The sequence below is a fragment of the Streptomyces sp. 11x1 genome (genome assembly GCF_032598905.1).
Classification (GTDB): Bacteria; Actinomycetota; Actinomycetes; order Streptomycetales; family Streptomycetaceae; genus Streptomyces.
Window position 1 is genome coordinate 1,117,180 of sequence record NZ_CP122458.1, and the last position, 16,529, is coordinate 1,133,708.

Here is a 16,529-nt window from a genome sequence, read left to right on the forward strand (position 1 = left end):
GCGCACGCTGCCGTCGTGAAGCCTGTGGTGCGGACGTCGTCGTGACGTGTGCGGTGACGTGCGTGAGCCGTGGTGTCAGGCCTGCCGGTGGTGTCGCAGCCAGGCGGCCTGGCCGCCGTCGACGAGCAGGTCCGTGCCGGTGATGTAACGCGCTTCGGGGCCGATGAGGAAGGCCACGGCGTCCGCTATCTCCGTCGGGGTGCCGGTACGGCCGGCTCCGCTCGCCTCCAGCATGGACAGCATGTGCGCGCCGCTCGGGCCCTCGGCCTCCGCCTTCGCCATGGCGGTGGCGACGACCCCGGGGCTGACGCTGTTGATCCGGGCGCCGCGCCGGCTCCAGGCGAGCGCGGCGGCCTCGACGCGCACCTGGTTGGCCCGCTTGGAGACGATGTACGCCCGCGTCGCGCTGTCCCCGACGGCCTTCACCGCTGCCAGGCCAAGGAGGTGCTCCGCCGGGGCCGTGGCGAGGGCGGCCTCGTCCTCGCGGCCGAGGGCGGCGACATGGCCGGCCATGCTGGAGACGCAGACCATGGCCGCCCCCGGTCCGGCCACCGCCTCGAAGGCGTCGACCACGTGGGCGGTGCCCAGCAGGTTGACCTTCAGGATCGTCTCGGCGGACCCCTGGGCGGCGGAGACTCCGGCGGTGTGCACGACGACGGCCACCCGGCCCTCGGCGGCGGCCTCCGCCACGAGCCCGTCGACGGACCCGCGGTCGGACACATCGGTCGGGACGCCCCTCACCGCATAGCCCTCATCGCTCAACACGCCGACCGCACGGTCGAGTTGACCGCGCGAGGCATCGGCGAGCAGGACCGTGCGTCCGCTGCCGGTCCGGCGGGCGATCGCCACACCCATGCCCCCCGCGCCGGTGACGACGACCACGTCACGCGACGGGCCGGACCGCTGCTCCGCCATGATCGACCTCCTGTCGTGCCGCCGGCGTCTCCGACGGATCGTCCCGTGCCATCCGGCGGCGGATGCGATGGCCTGCAGCCACGGCCGGATCGCCCTGGGCGGCATGCCGACCGCGCTCTTTCCTCACGGGAGGGCGGGGTGTCGTGGACAGCAGCCTACCGCTCTCATTGCTTGACTCAAGTAAGCCCCACGTGCTTGCCTCACTCAAGCAAGGCGAGGAGCAGCCGGGCGATCGGCTCACCCCATGAAAGAGGGATTCCATGAGCAGTGACGGTCTCGACGGCCGCGGTGTCGTCGTCACGGGCGCCGGTTCCGGCATCGGGCGCGCGGCGGCCCTGAAGTTCGCCGCGGCGGGTGCGAAGGTGCTGGTCGCCGACATCGCCGAGAAGGCCGCCGGGGAGACCGTCGAGGTGATCACGGCGGCCGGCGGCAGCGCCGTCGCGGTCGTCGGCGATCTCAGTGACCATGTGGTCGTGGACGAGGTCGTCGCACGTGCCGTGGAGACCTTCGGCGGGCTGGACGTCCTGGTGAACAACGCTGGGATCATGGACCGGATGTCCGCCCTCGCCGATGTCGACGACAGCGAGTGGGAGCGGGTGATCCGGGTCAACCTGACCGCGCCGTTCCTGCTCACCCGGGCCGCCCTGCCGCACATGCTGAAGGCGGAACGCGGCGCGATCGTCTTCACCGCGTCCGAGGCGGGACTGCGCGGCAGCGCGGCCGGTGCCGCGTACACGGCGTCGAAGCACGGTGTCGTCGGCCTGGTGAAGAGCCTGTCGGTGATGTACCGCAAGCAGGGCATCCGGGCCAACGCGATAGCCCCCGGCCCGACGTTGACCAACATCCAGGTCGACGCCGACCAGCAGGCGCACGGCCCGGCGGTCATCGGCGGGCTGATCGGCGCCACCATCGGCCGGCTCGGCACGGCCGAGGAACAGGCCGACGCCATCGTCTTCCTCGCCTCCGACGCGGCCGCCTTCGTCAACGGCGTGGTACTGCCCGTCGACGACGCCTGGGCCGCCGTCTGACGGCCGGCGTCCCGCCCCCTCGACACGGCCGGGGCGCCGGCCGTGTTCAACACCGTGGCGGGCTCGGCCGAGGGGGCGCGAAGCCGGTCATGGTCGCCGTGCAGAAGTAAGGGGTCGGAGATCGACCTCGGCACCATGCTCCGCAGTGAGCCGACCCTGATCGCCTCCCACGGCTACCCCACCGAGATCTTCGGGGTCGCCCCCCGGGATCGTCGAGCACCACGAGCGCTTCGCCCGGCTCATCAGCCACCGGGTGCCCGCCACCGACGTCGACCGGGTCTTCAGGCCGGCGCTGACGCAGGGGCGGCGGAGAAGGCGGCCGTGACGTTCGACGAGTAGAGATCGACGGTCCCAAGTGACGGGTGCCTGCCGCCGGTTGCCGCCGGGCGGCAGGCCCCGGCCGTCTCTCCGCGTCCCGCGAGCCGCCAACTCGGTCCGGATTGAGTGCACATGAGCGCTTCACGCCTGGAGGATCCTCCGAATCTGAGGATCCGCTGAGTGTTCCGTGTACCCCTTACGTAGACAAGGACGCGCATGACCCGTGCCGGATGTCCCGCCGGCTCCGGAGTTGTCCTTGAGAGGCAAGATGAGACGCAACACGCGAAAGAGATCGAACACCGCCCGCCGAGCGGTGGGTGCGGCAGCCGCTGTGGCCATCGGCGCCGGCGGACTGGTGGCGGTCAACATCTACGCCTCGGCAGGCGAGACCGGCGCTTCCAAGGGCTCCGCCCAGAACCAGGTGCTCGCAGCCGGATCGTCCACCATCGACTGTCCTGACGTGGGCCAGAAGCTGACGTCGGTGCCGGCCCAGGCGAAGGCTCAGGTCGACAGGGAACTGGCCCTGCTCGACAAGCAGATCTCCGAGGCGTACCAGCGCCTCTCCACCTCGCAGCGGGCCATTCAGCAGGACCCCAGCTTCGCGCAGAACGCGATCGTGAATCCTCTGAAGGACAAGCGGAAGGCGACGATCGACCGGATCGCCATCGCCATCGGCCGGGTGGCGGCCAAGCCGCAGGGCCTCGACGCCCTGGCGGCGTGCACACTGCGCCCCACCGGGAACCAGCCCGCTCCCGCCCCGAGCGGCGGAGCCAACCAGGGCGGCAACAACCCCAATGCCGGTGTGGCCGGCAACGGTCCCGTCGCCGCCGACTTCGTGGACATCACCAAGGTGAGGCCCAACGTCCGCACGCCCGCCCGGTCGGCGCGGGCGTCGAAGGGTGTCTTCGTCACCCAGTGCGGCGTGAACGCCAACAAGCTGTACAACAGCGACAACATCATCGTCGCGCCGGGTGTCACCAACGGCGCGCACCACATGCACGACTACATCGGCAACCAGGACAACGACGCCTTCTCCAGCGACCAGGACTTCGCCAAGGCGGGGACCAGCTGCCGGAACAAGGGCGACAAGTCGTCGTACTACTGGCCGGTGCTGCGGCTCCAGGACGGCACCAAGGAGTTCGACGCCGCCCTGCAGGGCGGCGGTGCCGAGGGCAACACGGGCCGGATCCTGACGGCCAAGAAGGCCACCCTGAACTTCGTGGGCAGCCCCCGCGGCAAGGTGGTGGCGATGCCCAAGTTCCTGCGCATCATCACCGGTGACGCCAAGGCGTTCGTCAACGGAAACGCCAACGCCAACGCCTCCTGGAGCTGCACCGGCTTCGAGAACAAGGTGCAGCTGAAGGACAAGTACCCGCTCTGCCCCTCGGGCAGCGACGTGGTGCGTACCTTCAAGTTCCAGAGCTGCTGGGACGGCAAGAACATCGACAGCGCCAACCACCGCACGCACGTGGCCTTCGCCGACGCGAACGGCAAGTGCCAGGCCGGGTTCAAGGCCATCCCGCAGCTCGTGCAGCGGCTGGTGTACGACGTGGACGCGCCCAGTGTGAAGGACAACGGCAAGACCCGTCCGTTCTACTCTCTGGACGGTTTCCCCGAGCAGCAGCACAAGCCGGTCACCGATCACGGTGACTTCATCAACGTCTTCGACAAGAAGCTGATGAACAAGGCGGTGCAGTGCATCAACACCGGACGTAAGTGCAGCTGAGTCCGGTTCGGCAGGAGTAGGTAGCAGGGGCGTCGTCCTGGCTGACGGCGCCCCTGCTTGTTGTTCAGACACGCCGGCACGGCCAGCACCCTGCGGTGGCCGCTGTCGCCGGTGGGCAGGCCGGGTTCCAGGAGGACGTTGCCGATGTACTTGCTGACGGCGCGTTCGGTGACCACCAAGGCCCCGGCGGCAATGCCGGCGTTGTCGTGCCCCTCGGCCATCAGCTTCAGCACCTCGCGACGGCCGACGCGGTCCTTGAGCGACGGCGACACCCAACTGAGCCTGGCCCGCCCGTCCTTGCGGCGCCAGGCCCTGTCGTCGAATTCCCGTCGTCGCCCGAAGGGCGGCCCCGCGGCGTCGTGGGGGTACCTCCCGGTCGAGCACAGCCGAGACCGGGGGAGCGTGCTCTCGGCGTGCCGGGCACTGACCCGCGTACCGGACGTACTCGGGTCAGTGCCCGGCACGCCGAGAGCACGTGCAGGGCGTCACGGGGCAGGCGGGAATGTGACGACAGGGCCTAGAAGCGTCCTGAAGATCTTGAAAATGCGCCCGGCTTGCCCTACTTGATGGCAATTGACATTTACCGGCAATTCAGGGTGAGTCGGGCGGCCAGAGCAAGATCTTCAGCGGTCTCCTAGGGGGTGCCGGCCTCCGCCCCCGCTCCGGCCAGGGGCAGCCGGACCGTGAACGTGGTCGTGCCCGGCTCGCTGGTCAGGGTGATGGTGCCGCCGTGGGCACGGACCAGGGAGTGGGCCACGGCGAGGCCCAGGCCGCTGCCGCCCCGGTCGCGGCTGCGGGCCTTGTCGACGCGGTAGAAGCGGTCGAACACGCGCTCCTGGTCGTCGGCCGGGATACCGGGCCCCGAGTCGGTGATCCGTACCTCGGCCGTGCCGGACGCCGCGGCGACCTCCAGGGAGACCTTCGTACCGGACGGGGTGTGCACGGCGGCGTTGGTGAGGAGGTTGTCGAGGACCTGCCGCAGGCGAAGGGGGTCGAGGCGCAGCCGGACCGGCGCGGCGCCCGTGGCCACGGTCAGCTGATGGTCGGGGTGCCCGGCCCGGAAGCCGTCCGCCGCCTGACGCACGAGTTCCACCAGGTCGGCCTCCTCCAGCCGCAGCGGTGTCTCCACGTCGGCCGCGTCGAGACGGGCCAGCATCAGCAGGTCGTCCAGGAGGACACCCATCCGGGCCGCCTCGGCGCGCAGCCGGGCCAGGTGCTTGTCGCGTTCCTCGGGGCTGTGGGCGGCGGCGTACTGGAAGAGGTCGGCGTAGCCGCGGACCGACATCAGCGGGGTGCGCAGTTCGTGGGAGGCGTCGGCGACGAAGCGGCGCAGGCGTTGTTCGGCCTCGGTGCGCACGGCGAGCGCGTCGTCGATGTGCTCCAGCATGGTGTTGAAGGCGGTGCGCAGCTCCTCGACCTCGTGGCCGCCGTCGCGGTTGTCGTGGCGCACCGGCAGCCGTGCCGAGTCCGTCAGGTCGTGCGAGGTGATGCCGCGGGCGGTGTGCGCCATGTCGCTCAGGGGTTTCAGCCCGCGCCGCAGCATGGCCCGGCCGAAGACGACGAGCGCCATCAGGGCGAGGGCGAAGGTGACGACCTGGACGGTGATCAGCCGGCCGACCGTGTCATCGATGACGTCCATGGGCGCGGCGCTGACCAGGACCACCCCGGGCTCCACCTCGCAGGCCCGCAGCCGGTACTGGCCGTGGCCCTCGATGTGCTCGGTGCGGGTGACCTCCGTGTCCTCGATGGTCAATGCCTTGGCCACGAGGGTGAAGTCGTCGATGTCGTCGGGCAGGTCGCCGGGGTCCTCGGGCTTCCGGAGGACCGGGGTGCCGCCCGAGGTGTCGTACACGGCGTAGTACCAGCGGTAGTACTTCTTCCCGGCGAGGGTGCCGTCGTCCGCGATGCTCTTGGACTGGGCTATCTGGGCGATCTTGAGCTGCTCGTTGAGCTGCGCGGACAGATAGTCGCGCATGTACATGGTCAGCGTGTTGCCGACGACGGCGAACACGACGAGCGCCAGGGCGCCGAGGCCGAGGGCCAGCCGGGTGCCGAGGCGCATGTCGCGATAGCTCTGCCGGAATCGGGCGATCACTCGCTGGCCTGCCGCAGGACGTAGCCGAATCCCCGGACGGTGTGGATCAGCGGTTCGCCGGTGTCGTCGAGCTTGCGGCGCAGTCGGCTGACGACCAGCTCGACGACGTTGGAGCGGCCGCCGAAGCCGTACTCCCAGACGTGGTCGAGGATCTGCGCCTTGGTGAGGACCGTCGGGGACTTGCGCATGAGGTAGCGCAGGACCTCGTACTCGGTGGGCGTGAGGGTGAGCAGCTTGTCGCCGCGGCGGACCTCGCGGGTGTCCTCGTCCATCGTCAGGTCGGCGACCTGGAGCACCGACCGCTGGAAGGCCGGCCCGGCGCTGCGGCGCAGCACGGTGCGCAGCCGGGCCATCAGCTCCTCCACGGCGAACGGTTTCACCAGGTAGTCGTCGCCGCCCCGGGTGAGGCCGGCGACCCGGTCGGCGACACCGTCGCGGGCGGTCAGGAACACCACGGGCACCATCATCCCGGATCGGCGGAGCCGGTCCAGCACGCCGAAACCGTCCACACCGGGCAGCATGAGGTCCAGCACCACGATGTCGGGACGGAACTCGGCCGCCTGTCGCAGCGCCTCCTCCCCGGAGTGCGCCGTGACGGCGTCCCAGCCCTCGTAGCGGGCGACGGTGGCCACCAGGTCCGCGATCGGCGGGTCGTCGTCCACCACGAGCAGTCGCACTTTTTCCACGTGCTCATACTGCGCTACCGATCGCGTCCCGCCATAGCCGCTCACAGTCAGGCGGCCGATCGATAAATACTTGAAAGTTGTCCGACAGCAAAACGACAGCAGCCACCGGAGAAGCTCGTATCCCCCACTCGATCAAGGAGTCTCCCCGTGACCACTGTCCAACACCCCCCAGCGGCGGTCAGCCGCTCGGGAGCGCGCCCCAAAGTGGTCGCCCGCACCGGTCTGTACGCGGTGCTGGCGGCGAACGTCGCACTGGTGACCTTCTTCTTCGTGCAGGCGGGCTTCGCCTCGAACGCCCTCATCGTGCTGGGCCGCCTGGCCGGTCTGTACGGTGCACTGCTGATGGCCTTCCAGCTGGTGCTGGTGGCACGGCTGCCCTGGTTCGACCGGCGCATCGGCATGGACCGGCTGACCTCCTGGCACCGCTGGACCGGCTTCTCGGTGCTGTGGCTGCTGGTCGCGCACGGGGTGTTCATCACCTTCGGCTACGCCCAGTCCTCGGACCTGGACCCGCTCAGCCAGCTGGTGGACCTCGCCGAGACCGTCGAGGGCGTGCTGCGCTCGATCGTCGCGCTCGGCATCATCATCGTGATCGGCGTGGTCTCGGCCCGCTTCGCCCGCCGCAGGCTGGCCTACGAGACCTGGCACTTCATCCATCTGTACACCTACGTCGCGGTGGTGCTGGCCTTCACGCACCAGGTCGCGGCGGGGACGTCGTTCGCGTCGTCGAAGGTCGCGACGGCCTACTGGTACGGGCTCTGGGGCGTGGCCCTGACCTCGGTGTTCGTGGGCCGTCTTGTGCTCCCGCTGTGGCGCAACTGGCGTCACCAGCTCCGCGTCACGGCGGTCGTCCCCGAGGCCGACAACGTCGTCTCGATCTACATGACCGGCCGCGACCTGCACCGGATGCCCGCCCGGGCCGGCCAGTTCTTCCTGTGGCGGTTCCTGACCCGTGACCGCTGGTGGCAGGCCAACCCGTTCTCGCTGTCGGCCGCGCCGGACGGCACCCAGCTGCGGCTCACCGCCAAGGCGGCCGGCGCGGGCTCCGCCGCCCTGCGCCACGTCAAGGTCGGCACCCGCGTCTTCGCCGAGGGCCCCTACGGCGCCTTCACCGCGATGCACCGCACCCGGCCCGAGTCCGTGCTCATCGCCGGCGGTGTCGGTGTCACCCCGATCCGGGCCCTGCTGGAGGAGATCGAGGGGCACGCGGTGGTCATCTACCGGGTCGCCACCCAGCAGGACGCGGTCCTCTACGACGAGCTGCAGCGGCTCGCGTTCGACAAGGGCGCCGAGCTGCACCTGGTCTCCGGTCCCGCCAGCCCCGATCTGCTCGCCCCGCGCGAGCTGCTGCGGATGGTGCCCGACATCGCCGTCCGGGACGTGTTCCTGTGCGGGCCGCCGCCGATGATGAACGCGGTCCTGGGCAGCCTGCGCGAGCTGGACGTGCCCAAGCCGCAGATCCACTTCGAACGCTTCAGCCTGGCCGGCTGAGGGACACCGGGACACGAGGACAGCACTGTGAAACGAGCCATACCCGCCCTGGTCCTGAGCGCCGCCGCGCTGGTGCCCGTCTGGCGTTACGCCCCCTCGACCGACACGACGTCCACGACGACGACCGCCGAACCCGCCCCGTCGGCCTCCGCGTCCACGTCGTCGGGCTCCACCGTGGTCACGGGCCCGACGATCGACACCGAGAAGGGACCCGTCCAGGTCCAGGCGACCTTCCGGGGCGAGAAGATCACCGCCGTGAAGTTCCTCCAGCAGCCGGACCATCCGCAGACCGAGGCCGCGGTGCCGGTGCTGATCGAGGAGACGCTCCAGGCGCAGAGCGCCGACATCGACACGGTCTCGGGCGCCACGATCACCAGTGACGCCTACCGGGAGTCCCTCCAGGCCGTGATCGACGAGAACGCGAAGTCGGCCTCGTCGTCCGACTCGGCCTCGGACGAATCGGCCTCGGGCGACTCCGAGGCCACGAAGGAGAGCGCGAGCCGGACCGTCGCGGGCTCGACGGTCGGCACCTCCAAGGGCGACGTCCAGGTCCAGGTGACCTTCGAGGGCGAGAAGATCACCGCCGTGGAGATGCTGAAGCAGCCGAACCACCCGCAGACCGAGGCCGCCGTACCGGTACTGATCAAGGAGACCCTGGCGGCGCAGAGCGCCGACATCGACACCGTCTCCGGCGCCACCATCACCAGCGACGGCTACCGGGAGTCCCTCCAGGCCGCCATCGACGCGAAGGCCTGAGCCGGTGCGCCGCGTCGAACACATCATGGGGTTCCCGATCTCGCTGCTGATCGAGGACGAGGAGGCCACCGCCGAGGCGGCTGAGCCGGCGTTCGCCTGGCTGCGCGAGGTCGACGCGCGCTTCAGCCCCTTCCGCGCCGACAGCGAGGTGTCGCGGCTGGACCGGGGCGAGCTGGCACCGCACGAGCTGAGCCCGGACCTGACCGAGGTCCTCGCTCTGTGCGAGGAGTACCGGGTGTCGACGGGCGGCGCGTTCGACGTACGGCTGCCGGGGCGCGGGCTCGACCCCTGCGCCATGGTGAAGGGCTGGGCCGTGCAGCGGGCGGCGGAGATGCTGACCGGGCTGGGCGCGAAGCGCCTGTGCCTGAACGCGGGAGGCGACGTGGCGGCGACCGGCGGGCCGTGGCGGGTGGGGGTGCGCCACCCGGAGCGGGCGGACCGCCTCTGTACGGTCCTGTCGGTCGCGGACGGCGCGGTCGCCACGTCCGCCCGGTACGAGCGCGGCGACCACATCCTCGACGGCCGCACCGGTCGCCCGGCGACGGGCCTGCTCAGCCTCACGGTGGTGGCGCCGACCCTCACCCAGGCCGACGCGACGGCGACGGCGGCGTTCGCGATGGGCGCGGAGGGGATCGAGTGGGCCGCGTCGAGGGAGGGGTGCGAGGTGTTCGCGGTCGATGCCCGCCAAAGGGTGTTCCGGACGCCGGGGTTGCCGGTGGCCGCGTGAGGGTGCGGGTGTGAGGGCGCCTGATAGCTCGGGGTGCGGGTAGTTCGGCGACTGCGGCCAGTACATGGCTGATCGCGCAGTTCCCCGCGCCCCTTGAAGGGCCGGCCCCGGCTGCCACGGGCCCAGCGGCACCCTGTCAGCGCCGACAAGCGCCCCACCCCCCGCCACGCCCCGGTGGAGAGCACCTCTCGCGCCGACCCACCGGACGCCCGTCCGCAGAAATCCCGTTGCGGCCGTGTCCCCGCCCCCGGACAGTGGCCCCCATGACCACGACCCACCCCACCCCCCTCCCACCCGGCCTGACCGTACGCCCGGCGACGCTCGACGACGCCGAGGCCGTGTGCGCGCTGCTCAACGAGATCGACCTGCTGGAGATCGGCCGTGCCGAGACCGAACTCGTCGAGGTGCAGGCGGATCTGAAGCATCCGGAGGCGGACCTGGAGCGGGACTCCTGGCTGCTGTTCGAAGGGGACCGCCTGCTCGCGTACGGCCTGCAGTGGGACGAGTCCGGCGGTGAGCGCATCGACATGGACCACTACACGCTGCCGGACCAACCCCTCGGCGCGCTGCACCTGTTCGACCTGATGGAGGCCCGGGCGGCGGAGCGCGCGGCGGCCAACGGCGCGGACCGGGCCGTCGTGCACATGCACCTCAACATCACGCCCACGATGGACCTGGACGCGCTGCGCGGACGCGGCTGGCGCACGGTCCGCCGCTACAACGTCATGGCCCGGCCCCTCTCCCCCGCCGAGCCCCTGCCGACGCCGCCTCCCGGCGTCACCCTGCGCACCTGTGCCACCGAGGACGACCGCAGGAAGGCGCACCTGCTGCTGCAGACGGCCTTCACCGACCACTTCGACTTCCAGCCGCGCACGTACGAGCAGTGGCTGGACGACATCGACGCCGAGAACGTCGACTGGTCGCTGGTCTGGATCGCCCACGTCGACGGCCTCGGGGACGTGGCGGGCCTGCGGTCCCGCAACGACCGTTCCGCCGCGGCCTGGATCTCCAGCATCGGCGTCCTGCGCGAGGCGCGCGGCCGCGGCCTCGGCAGCCTGCTGCTCCGCCACACCTTCGGCCACTACGCGGCCCTGGGCCGCGACCGCGTCAGCCTCGGCATCGACACCGACAACAGCACCGGAGCCCTCGCCCTGTACGAACGGCACGGTATGCAGCGGGACTTCGCGGTCGACACGTGGGAATTGATACGCCCCGTCCGGTAAGCACCGCCCCCAGCGCCCCCGTTCTCCATCGAGGACGGGGGCTCTTCGTTCGGCCTGTCGGACATTGTTCGAAACCTCTTGACGCCTCACCACACGCCGATTGACACTCTCGCAACACGACGTCACACGGCCGAAACAGCGGGACACCCGGGGCGAGGGTTCCCGCCCTTTCCCGACCCCTCCCACGTGCCATCCCGTTGTCTTCGCCACCTCTTCATCAGCCGTGCTCTCAGCAGGGATACTCCACATGACGTACATCGCACGTCTGCGCGGCCGCGCGAGACGCTGGGCGGGTCCGCTCGCCGGACTGACCGCCGCGTCACTGCTTCTGGGCCTCGCCGGGCCCGCCGCCCCGGCCACCGCGGACGACTCCGACCTCACCGACGGTCTGGCCCTCTGGTACAAACTCGACGCCACCACGGGCACCACGGTCACCGACGCCTCCGGCAACGGCCGTGACGGCACGGTGAACGGCACCGCCGGCTGGACGGGCAACGGTCAGGGTCTCGCCTTCAACGGTTCGGACACCTACATCAAGGTGCCGAACGACGTCATGAAGGGCATGAACTCGATCAGCGTCTCCATGGACGTACTGATGGACGAGTCGCAGTCCGGGCCGTACTTCATCTACGGCTTCGGCAACAGCAGCAACGGCACGGGCAACGGCTACCTCTTCGCCACCGGCAACTCCCTGCGCACCGCCATCGCGTCCGGCAACTGGTCCACCGAGCAGAACACCCGGCCCTCCGACTCGCACAACCTGACCCGTTCGGTGTGGAAGCAGCTCACCTACACCCAGACCGGCACCACGGGCGTGCTGTACGAGGACGGCGTGGAGGTCGGCCGCAACACCTCGGTCACCACAACCCCGGGTTCCATCGGCTCGGGCACGACGACCGCCAACAACATCGGCAAGTCGGTCTACACCGGCGACAAGCTCTTCAAGGGCAAGATCCGTGACTTCCGGGTCTACGACCGGGCCCTCGCCGGCTCCGAGGTCGAGCAGCTCTCGCTCCCGATCGCCGCGGAGGGCGTCGCCGCCGACAAGGCGGCCCTCACCCTGGGTGACACCAGCGCGGTGACCGCCGACCTGGACCTGCCGAAGACCGGCGCGGCCGGCGGCTCGACCATCACCTGGGCGAGCGACAACACGGACGTGGTCTCGAACTCCGGCGCGGTGACCCGCCCGGCGGCCGGTCAGCCGGACGGCCACGCCACGCTGACGGCGACCCTGAAGAAGGGCCCCGCGAGCGCCACCAAGACCTTCGAGGTCACGGTCCTGCCCGCCTTCGACGACACGACCGCCGTCGAGCAGGCCACCGAGGCGCTGACCGTCCACAACATCGACGACGCACGCGGGAACCTGACGCTCCCGACGTCCGGCGACTTCGCCACGAAGGTGTCCTGGTCCTCCGCGAACCCGGACGTCGTCTCCGCCGAGGGCGTGGTGAAGCGTCCCGAAGACGGCGACGGCGCCACCACCGTCGAGCTGACCGCGACCGTCACCAAGGGCGACGCGAAGAAGACCCGGTCCTTCACCGCGAAGGTGCCGGAGCTGCCGAAGAAGGAAGCCCTCAAGGGCTATATGTTCAGCTACTTCACCGGCGAGGGCACCTCGGACGGCGAGCAGCTCTACGCGGCCCTCAGCAAGGGCAACGACCCGCTGAAGTGGCGGGAGTTGAACGACGGCAAGCCGGTCCTGACGTCCACGCTGGGCGAGAAGGGTCTGCGCGACCCGTTCATCATCCGCTCTCCCGAGGGCGACAAGTTCTACCAGATCGCCACCGACCTCAAGATCTACGGCAACGGCGACTGGGACGCCTCGCAGCGCACCGGCAGCAAGTCCATCATGGTCTGGGAGTCGACCGACCTGGTGAACTGGACGAACCAGCGCCTGGTGAAGGTCTCCCCCGACTCGGCCGGCAACACCTGGGCCCCGGAGGCCTATTACGACGAGGAGCGCGGCGAGTACGTCGTGTTCTGGGCGTCCAAGCTGTACGACAACGAGGCCCACTCCGGCGACACGTACAACCGCATGATGTACGCGACGACCCGTGACTTCTACACGTTCAGCGAGCCCAAGGTCTGGATCGATCGCGGCTACTCGGTCATCGACTCCACGGTCATCCGGCACGACGGCGAGTACTTCCGCCTCTCCAAGGACGAGCGGAACAACAGCTCCTCCACGCCCAACAGCAAGTTCATCTTCGAGGAGAAGAGCGACACGCTGCGCAACCTCTCCTGGACCGCGGTCGCCGAGGGCATCGGCAAGGGCGAGATGAGCGCAGCCGAGGGCCCGCTGGTGTTCAAGTCGAACACCGAGGAGAAGTGGTACGCGTTCCTGGACGAGTTCGGCGGGCGCGGCTACATCCCCTTCGAGACGACGGACCTGGCCTCCGGCGTCTGGACCCCGTCCACCGGCTACGACCTGCCGTCCAAGCCCCGGCACGGCACCGTGCTGCCGGTGACCCAGGCCGAGTACGACCGGCTGCTGCAGACCTACCAGCCGGACCAGATCATCACCGACGTCGAGGACGTGAAGGTCGAGACGCGTGTCGGTGACGCCCCGGTCCTGCCGGCCACCGTCATCGCCGAGTCGGCGGACGGTGTGAAGCGTCCCGTCGCAGTCACCTGGGAGACCGTGGACGCGTCGCAGTACGCGCAGGCCGGCACCTTCACGGTGAAGGGCGACATCGCGGGCGACTCGGCGATCGAGGTCACCGCGGAGGTCACGGTCTCCGCCGAGGGCCCCGACGTTCCCGCCGACCTGCTGCTGCGCTACGACTTCGACGAGACCGGCGGCAGCATCGCCCGTGACTCCAGCGGCCACGGCTACCACGGCACCTACGTCCGCACGCCCGACTTCGGGACCGGCGTGGACGGCGGCTCGTTCAAGATGTCCGGCGGCAACAGCGGCTCCGGCTCGCCGTACGTCAAGATCCCGAACGGCGTCCTGAAGGACACGAACAGCGTCACCGTCTCCACGTACGTGAAGTGGAAGGGCGGCGACAACTTCCAGTGGCTGTTCGGGCTCGGCCCAGACAGCGACAAGTACCTGTTCGCCACGCCCTCCAACGGCAGCGGCAAGCTGTTCTCCGCGATCACCAAGGCCACCTGGTCCGGTGAGAAGCAGATGATCGGCGGCTCCCGGCTCACCCCGGGCGAGTGGAAGCACCTCACCGTCACCCTGAACGGCGCGACCGAGACGGCCGTCCTGTACGTGGACGGCGCCGAGGTCGCCCGGGTCGGCGGGGTCACCATCAAACCGTCCGACCTGTACGACTCCGCGAAGGACCACTCCGGCTACATCGGCAAGTCCCTGTACTCCCCCGACCCGTACTTCGGCGGCGAGGTCGACGACTTCCGGATCTACAACCGGGCCCTGACGCCCGCCGAGGTCCTGGAGCTGGGCGGCAACACCACCGGCATCGCCGCGGTGACCCACCCGGCGCTCAAGACCGACGCGATCATCACCGACAGGGACAGCAGGGTCGTCCTGCCGCTCACCCCGGGCAGTGATGTCACCGCCCTGGCACCGGAGTTCACCCTGGCCCACGGCGCGAGCGTCAGCCCCGCCTCCGGCACTCTGCGCGACTTCAGCAAGCCGGTGACCTACGAGGTCACGGGCTCGGACGGGAAGAAGCGCACCTGGACCGTGTCGGCGGCGGTCATGAAGAGCCCGGTCCTGCCGGGTCTCAACGCCGACCCGAACATCGTCCGCTTCGGCGACACCTTCTACATCTACCCGACCACCGACGGCTTCGAGGGCTGGAGCGGTACGCAGTTCAAGGCGTACTCCTCCAAGGACCTGGTCAACTGGACCGACCACGGCGTCATCCTGGACCTCGGTCCGGACGTCTCCTGGGCGGACAGCAGGGCCTGGGCGCCGGCCATGGAGGAGAAGAACGGCAAGTACTACTTCTACTTCTGCGCCGACGCGAACATCGGTGTCGCGGTCTCCGACTCGCCCACCGGCCCGTTCAAGGACGCGCTCGGCAAGCCGCTGCTGAAGGCCGGCGCCCTCCCCGGCCAGATGATCGACCCGGCCGTCTTCACGGACGACGACGGAAAGTCGTACCTCTACTGGGGCAACGGCCGCGCCTATGCGGTCCCGCTGAACGACGACATGGTGTCGTTCGACGCCTCGAAGGTCACCGACATCACGCCGAGCGGCTACAACGAGGGCACCTTCGTCATCAAGCGCAAGGGCACCTACTACTTCATGTGGTCGGAGAACGACACCCGCGACGAGAACTACCGGGTCGCCTACGCCACCGGCTCCTCACCCACCGGTCCCTGGACCAAGCAGGGCGTGATCCTGGAGAAGGACCTCTCGCTCGGCATCAAGGGCCCCGGCCACCACTCGGTGGTCCACGTCCCGAACACCGACGACTGGTACATCGCCTACCACCGCTTCGCCATCCCCGGCGGTGACGGCACCCACCGCGAAACCACCATCGACAAGCTGGAGTTCGACGCCGACGGCCTGCTGAAGAAGGTCGTCCCGACCCTGGAGAGCATCGACCCGGTCACCATCGCCCGGGCCGGCGCGGACGCCTCCGGCAAGGAGGGCGCCAAGATCCAGCTGAACGGCACGGTCTCCGGCGCGGGCACCGCCCAGTGGACGATCGGCAACGACGTGCCCTGCGTCTTCGCCGACGCCAAGTCCGCGAAGACCACGGTCACCTGCGTCGACAACGGCACGTACGAGGTCACCCTGACCGGCGGCCGCAGCAGCGACACGGCGAAGGTGACCGTCACCAACGCGGCCCCGAAGATCACCTCCGCGACCGGCCCCAAGTCCCCGGTGGCGGCGGGCAAGGGCACCTCGGTCACGGCGAAGTTCACCGACCCGGGCACCCGCGACACCCACACCTGCAAGGTCGACTGGAAGGACGGCACCAAGCCCACCGCCGGCAAGATCTCCCTCGGTGTCTGCAAGGCGGAGCACACCTACCGCAAGGCCGGCATCTTCCGCCCGGTGATCACCGTCACCGACGACGACGGCGCCTCGGCGCGCAGCGCGCTCCCCGCGCTGATCGTCTACGACCGGGCCGCGGGTTCCGCGACCGGAAAGGGCAGCTTCACCTCGTCGGCCGGGGCCTTCCCGGCGGGCCCGAAGCTGACCGGCACGGCCGGCTTCTCCTTCACCGCCAAGTACGGCAAGAACGCCACCAAGCCGTCCGGGAAGGCCGCGCTCGACTTCGCCAAGGCCAGGCTGAAGTTCCGCTCCACGGGCTCGGACTGGCTGGTCGTCACCGGCTCGAAGGCGGTCTACCAGGGCTCCGGCACGGTCAACGGGAAGACCGGGTACGCCTTCCGCATCACGGCCACGGACGGCCCGGACACCTTCAAGATCAAGATCTGGAAGAAGTCCACGGGGGCGGTCGTCTACGAGAACAAGTCGGCCGCGAAGACGAAGGGGATCACGATCGGTCGCAAGTGACCCGTTGTCCTGGCGACACCTGGAGCGAGCCGCGTCCGGTTTTTCCGGGCGCGGCTCGGTCTTGTGTGGGGTGTGAGAGGTGCGTGGTCGGCTGCGGGTGCGTCGTGGCTTCTCGCGC

General features: G+C 69.8%; 10 protein-coding genes and 1 pseudogene. 7 read left to right on the plus strand and 4 right to left on the minus strand.

The window, feature by feature from the left end; all coding sequences use genetic code 11:
* Positions 1-75: 75 nt before the first annotated feature.
* On the minus strand, positions 76-915 hold the full coding sequence (locus tag P8T65_RS05325; protein WP_316724230.1) for an SDR family oxidoreductase: 840 nt from the start codon (positions 913-915) through the stop codon (positions 76-78).
* A 260-nt stretch (positions 916-1,175) separates the two neighbouring features.
* Between P8T65_RS05325 and P8T65_RS05330 the strand changes: the two genes are divergently transcribed.
* Together P8T65_RS05330 and P8T65_RS05335 are read left to right on the plus strand one after the other, a co-directional pair.
* Positions 1,176-1,943 carry an SDR family NAD(P)-dependent oxidoreductase gene (locus P8T65_RS05330; protein ID WP_316724231.1) on the plus strand — a complete coding sequence of 256 codons (768 nt, stop codon included), beginning with the start codon at positions 1,176-1,178 and terminating at the stop codon, positions 1,941-1,943.
* A 586-nt stretch (positions 1,944-2,529) separates the two neighbouring features.
* The gene (locus tag P8T65_RS05335; protein WP_316724232.1) at positions 2,530-3,987 is read left to right on the plus strand and encodes a DUF1996 domain-containing protein; all 1,458 of its coding nucleotides are present in this window, start codon (positions 2,530-2,532) and stop codon (positions 3,985-3,987) included.
* A 59-nt stretch (positions 3,988-4,046) separates the two neighbouring features.
* Here P8T65_RS05335 and P8T65_RS05340 read toward each other — a convergent pair.
* The 3 genes and pseudogenes from P8T65_RS05340 to P8T65_RS05350 form a co-directional block, all read right to left on the minus strand.
* A pseudogene (locus P8T65_RS05340) lies at positions 4,047-4,226 on the minus strand (DNA-binding response regulator); the annotation flags it as partial.
* Between the two features lie 395 nt (positions 4,227-4,621).
* A complete protein-coding gene (locus P8T65_RS05345) occupies positions 4,622-6,082 on the minus strand; it encodes a HAMP domain-containing sensor histidine kinase (protein WP_316724233.1) in 1,461 nt (486 codons plus the stop codon).
* The gene (locus P8T65_RS05350; protein WP_316724234.1) at positions 6,079-6,768 is read right to left on the minus strand and encodes a response regulator transcription factor; all 690 of its coding nucleotides are present in this window, start codon (positions 6,766-6,768) and stop codon (positions 6,079-6,081) included. Before P8T65_RS05350 ends, P8T65_RS05345 begins: the two co-directional genes overlap by 4 nt.
* A 147-nt stretch (positions 6,769-6,915) precedes the next feature.
* Here P8T65_RS05350 and P8T65_RS05355 point away from each other — a divergent pair, with 147 nt between their 5' ends.
* The 5 genes from P8T65_RS05355 (at position 6,916) to P8T65_RS05375 (ending at position 16,411) form a co-directional block, all read left to right on the plus strand.
* On the plus strand, positions 6,916-8,259 hold the full coding sequence (locus P8T65_RS05355; protein ID WP_316724235.1) for a ferredoxin reductase family protein: 1,344 nt from the start codon (positions 6,916-6,918) through the stop codon (positions 8,257-8,259).
* A gap of 27 nt (positions 8,260-8,286) precedes the next feature.
* Entirely contained in the window at positions 8,287-9,015 is a 729-nt protein-coding gene (locus P8T65_RS05360; RefSeq protein ID WP_316724236.1) for an FMN-binding protein, read from the plus strand.
* 4 nt (positions 9,016-9,019) lie between these two features.
* Positions 9,020-9,742, plus strand: a complete 723-nt coding sequence (locus P8T65_RS05365) for an FAD:protein FMN transferase (protein WP_316724237.1) — start codon at positions 9,020-9,022, stop codon at positions 9,740-9,742.
* 263 nt (positions 9,743-10,005) lie between these two features.
* Positions 10,006-10,965 carry a GNAT family N-acetyltransferase gene (locus tag P8T65_RS05370; RefSeq protein ID WP_316724238.1) on the plus strand — a complete coding sequence of 320 codons (960 nt, stop codon included), beginning with the start codon at positions 10,006-10,008 and terminating at the stop codon, positions 10,963-10,965.
* Between the two features lie 247 nt (positions 10,966-11,212).
* Positions 11,213-16,411, plus strand: coding sequence for a family 43 glycosylhydrolase (locus tag P8T65_RS05375; protein WP_316724239.1), 5,199 nt, complete (start codon positions 11,213-11,215; stop codon positions 16,409-16,411).
* Positions 16,412-16,529: the final 118 nt, after the last annotated feature.

Coding starts and splice junctions, on each gene's coding strand:
- P8T65_RS05375 (WP_316724239.1), top strand. CDS start 11,213: ATGACGTACATCGCACGTCTGCGCGGCCGCGCGAGACGCTGGGCGGGT.
- P8T65_RS05335 (WP_316724232.1), top strand. CDS start 2,530: ATGAGACGCAACACGCGAAAGAGATCGAACACCGCCCGCCGAGCGGTG.
- P8T65_RS05325 (WP_316724230.1), bottom strand. CDS start 915: ATGGCGGAGCAGCGGTCCGGCCCGTCGCGTGACGTGGTCGTCGTCACC.
- P8T65_RS05370 (WP_316724238.1), top strand. CDS start 10,006: ATGACCACGACCCACCCCACCCCCCTCCCACCCGGCCTGACCGTACGC.
- P8T65_RS05330 (WP_316724231.1), top strand. CDS start 1,176: ATGAGCAGTGACGGTCTCGACGGCCGCGGTGTCGTCGTCACGGGCGCC.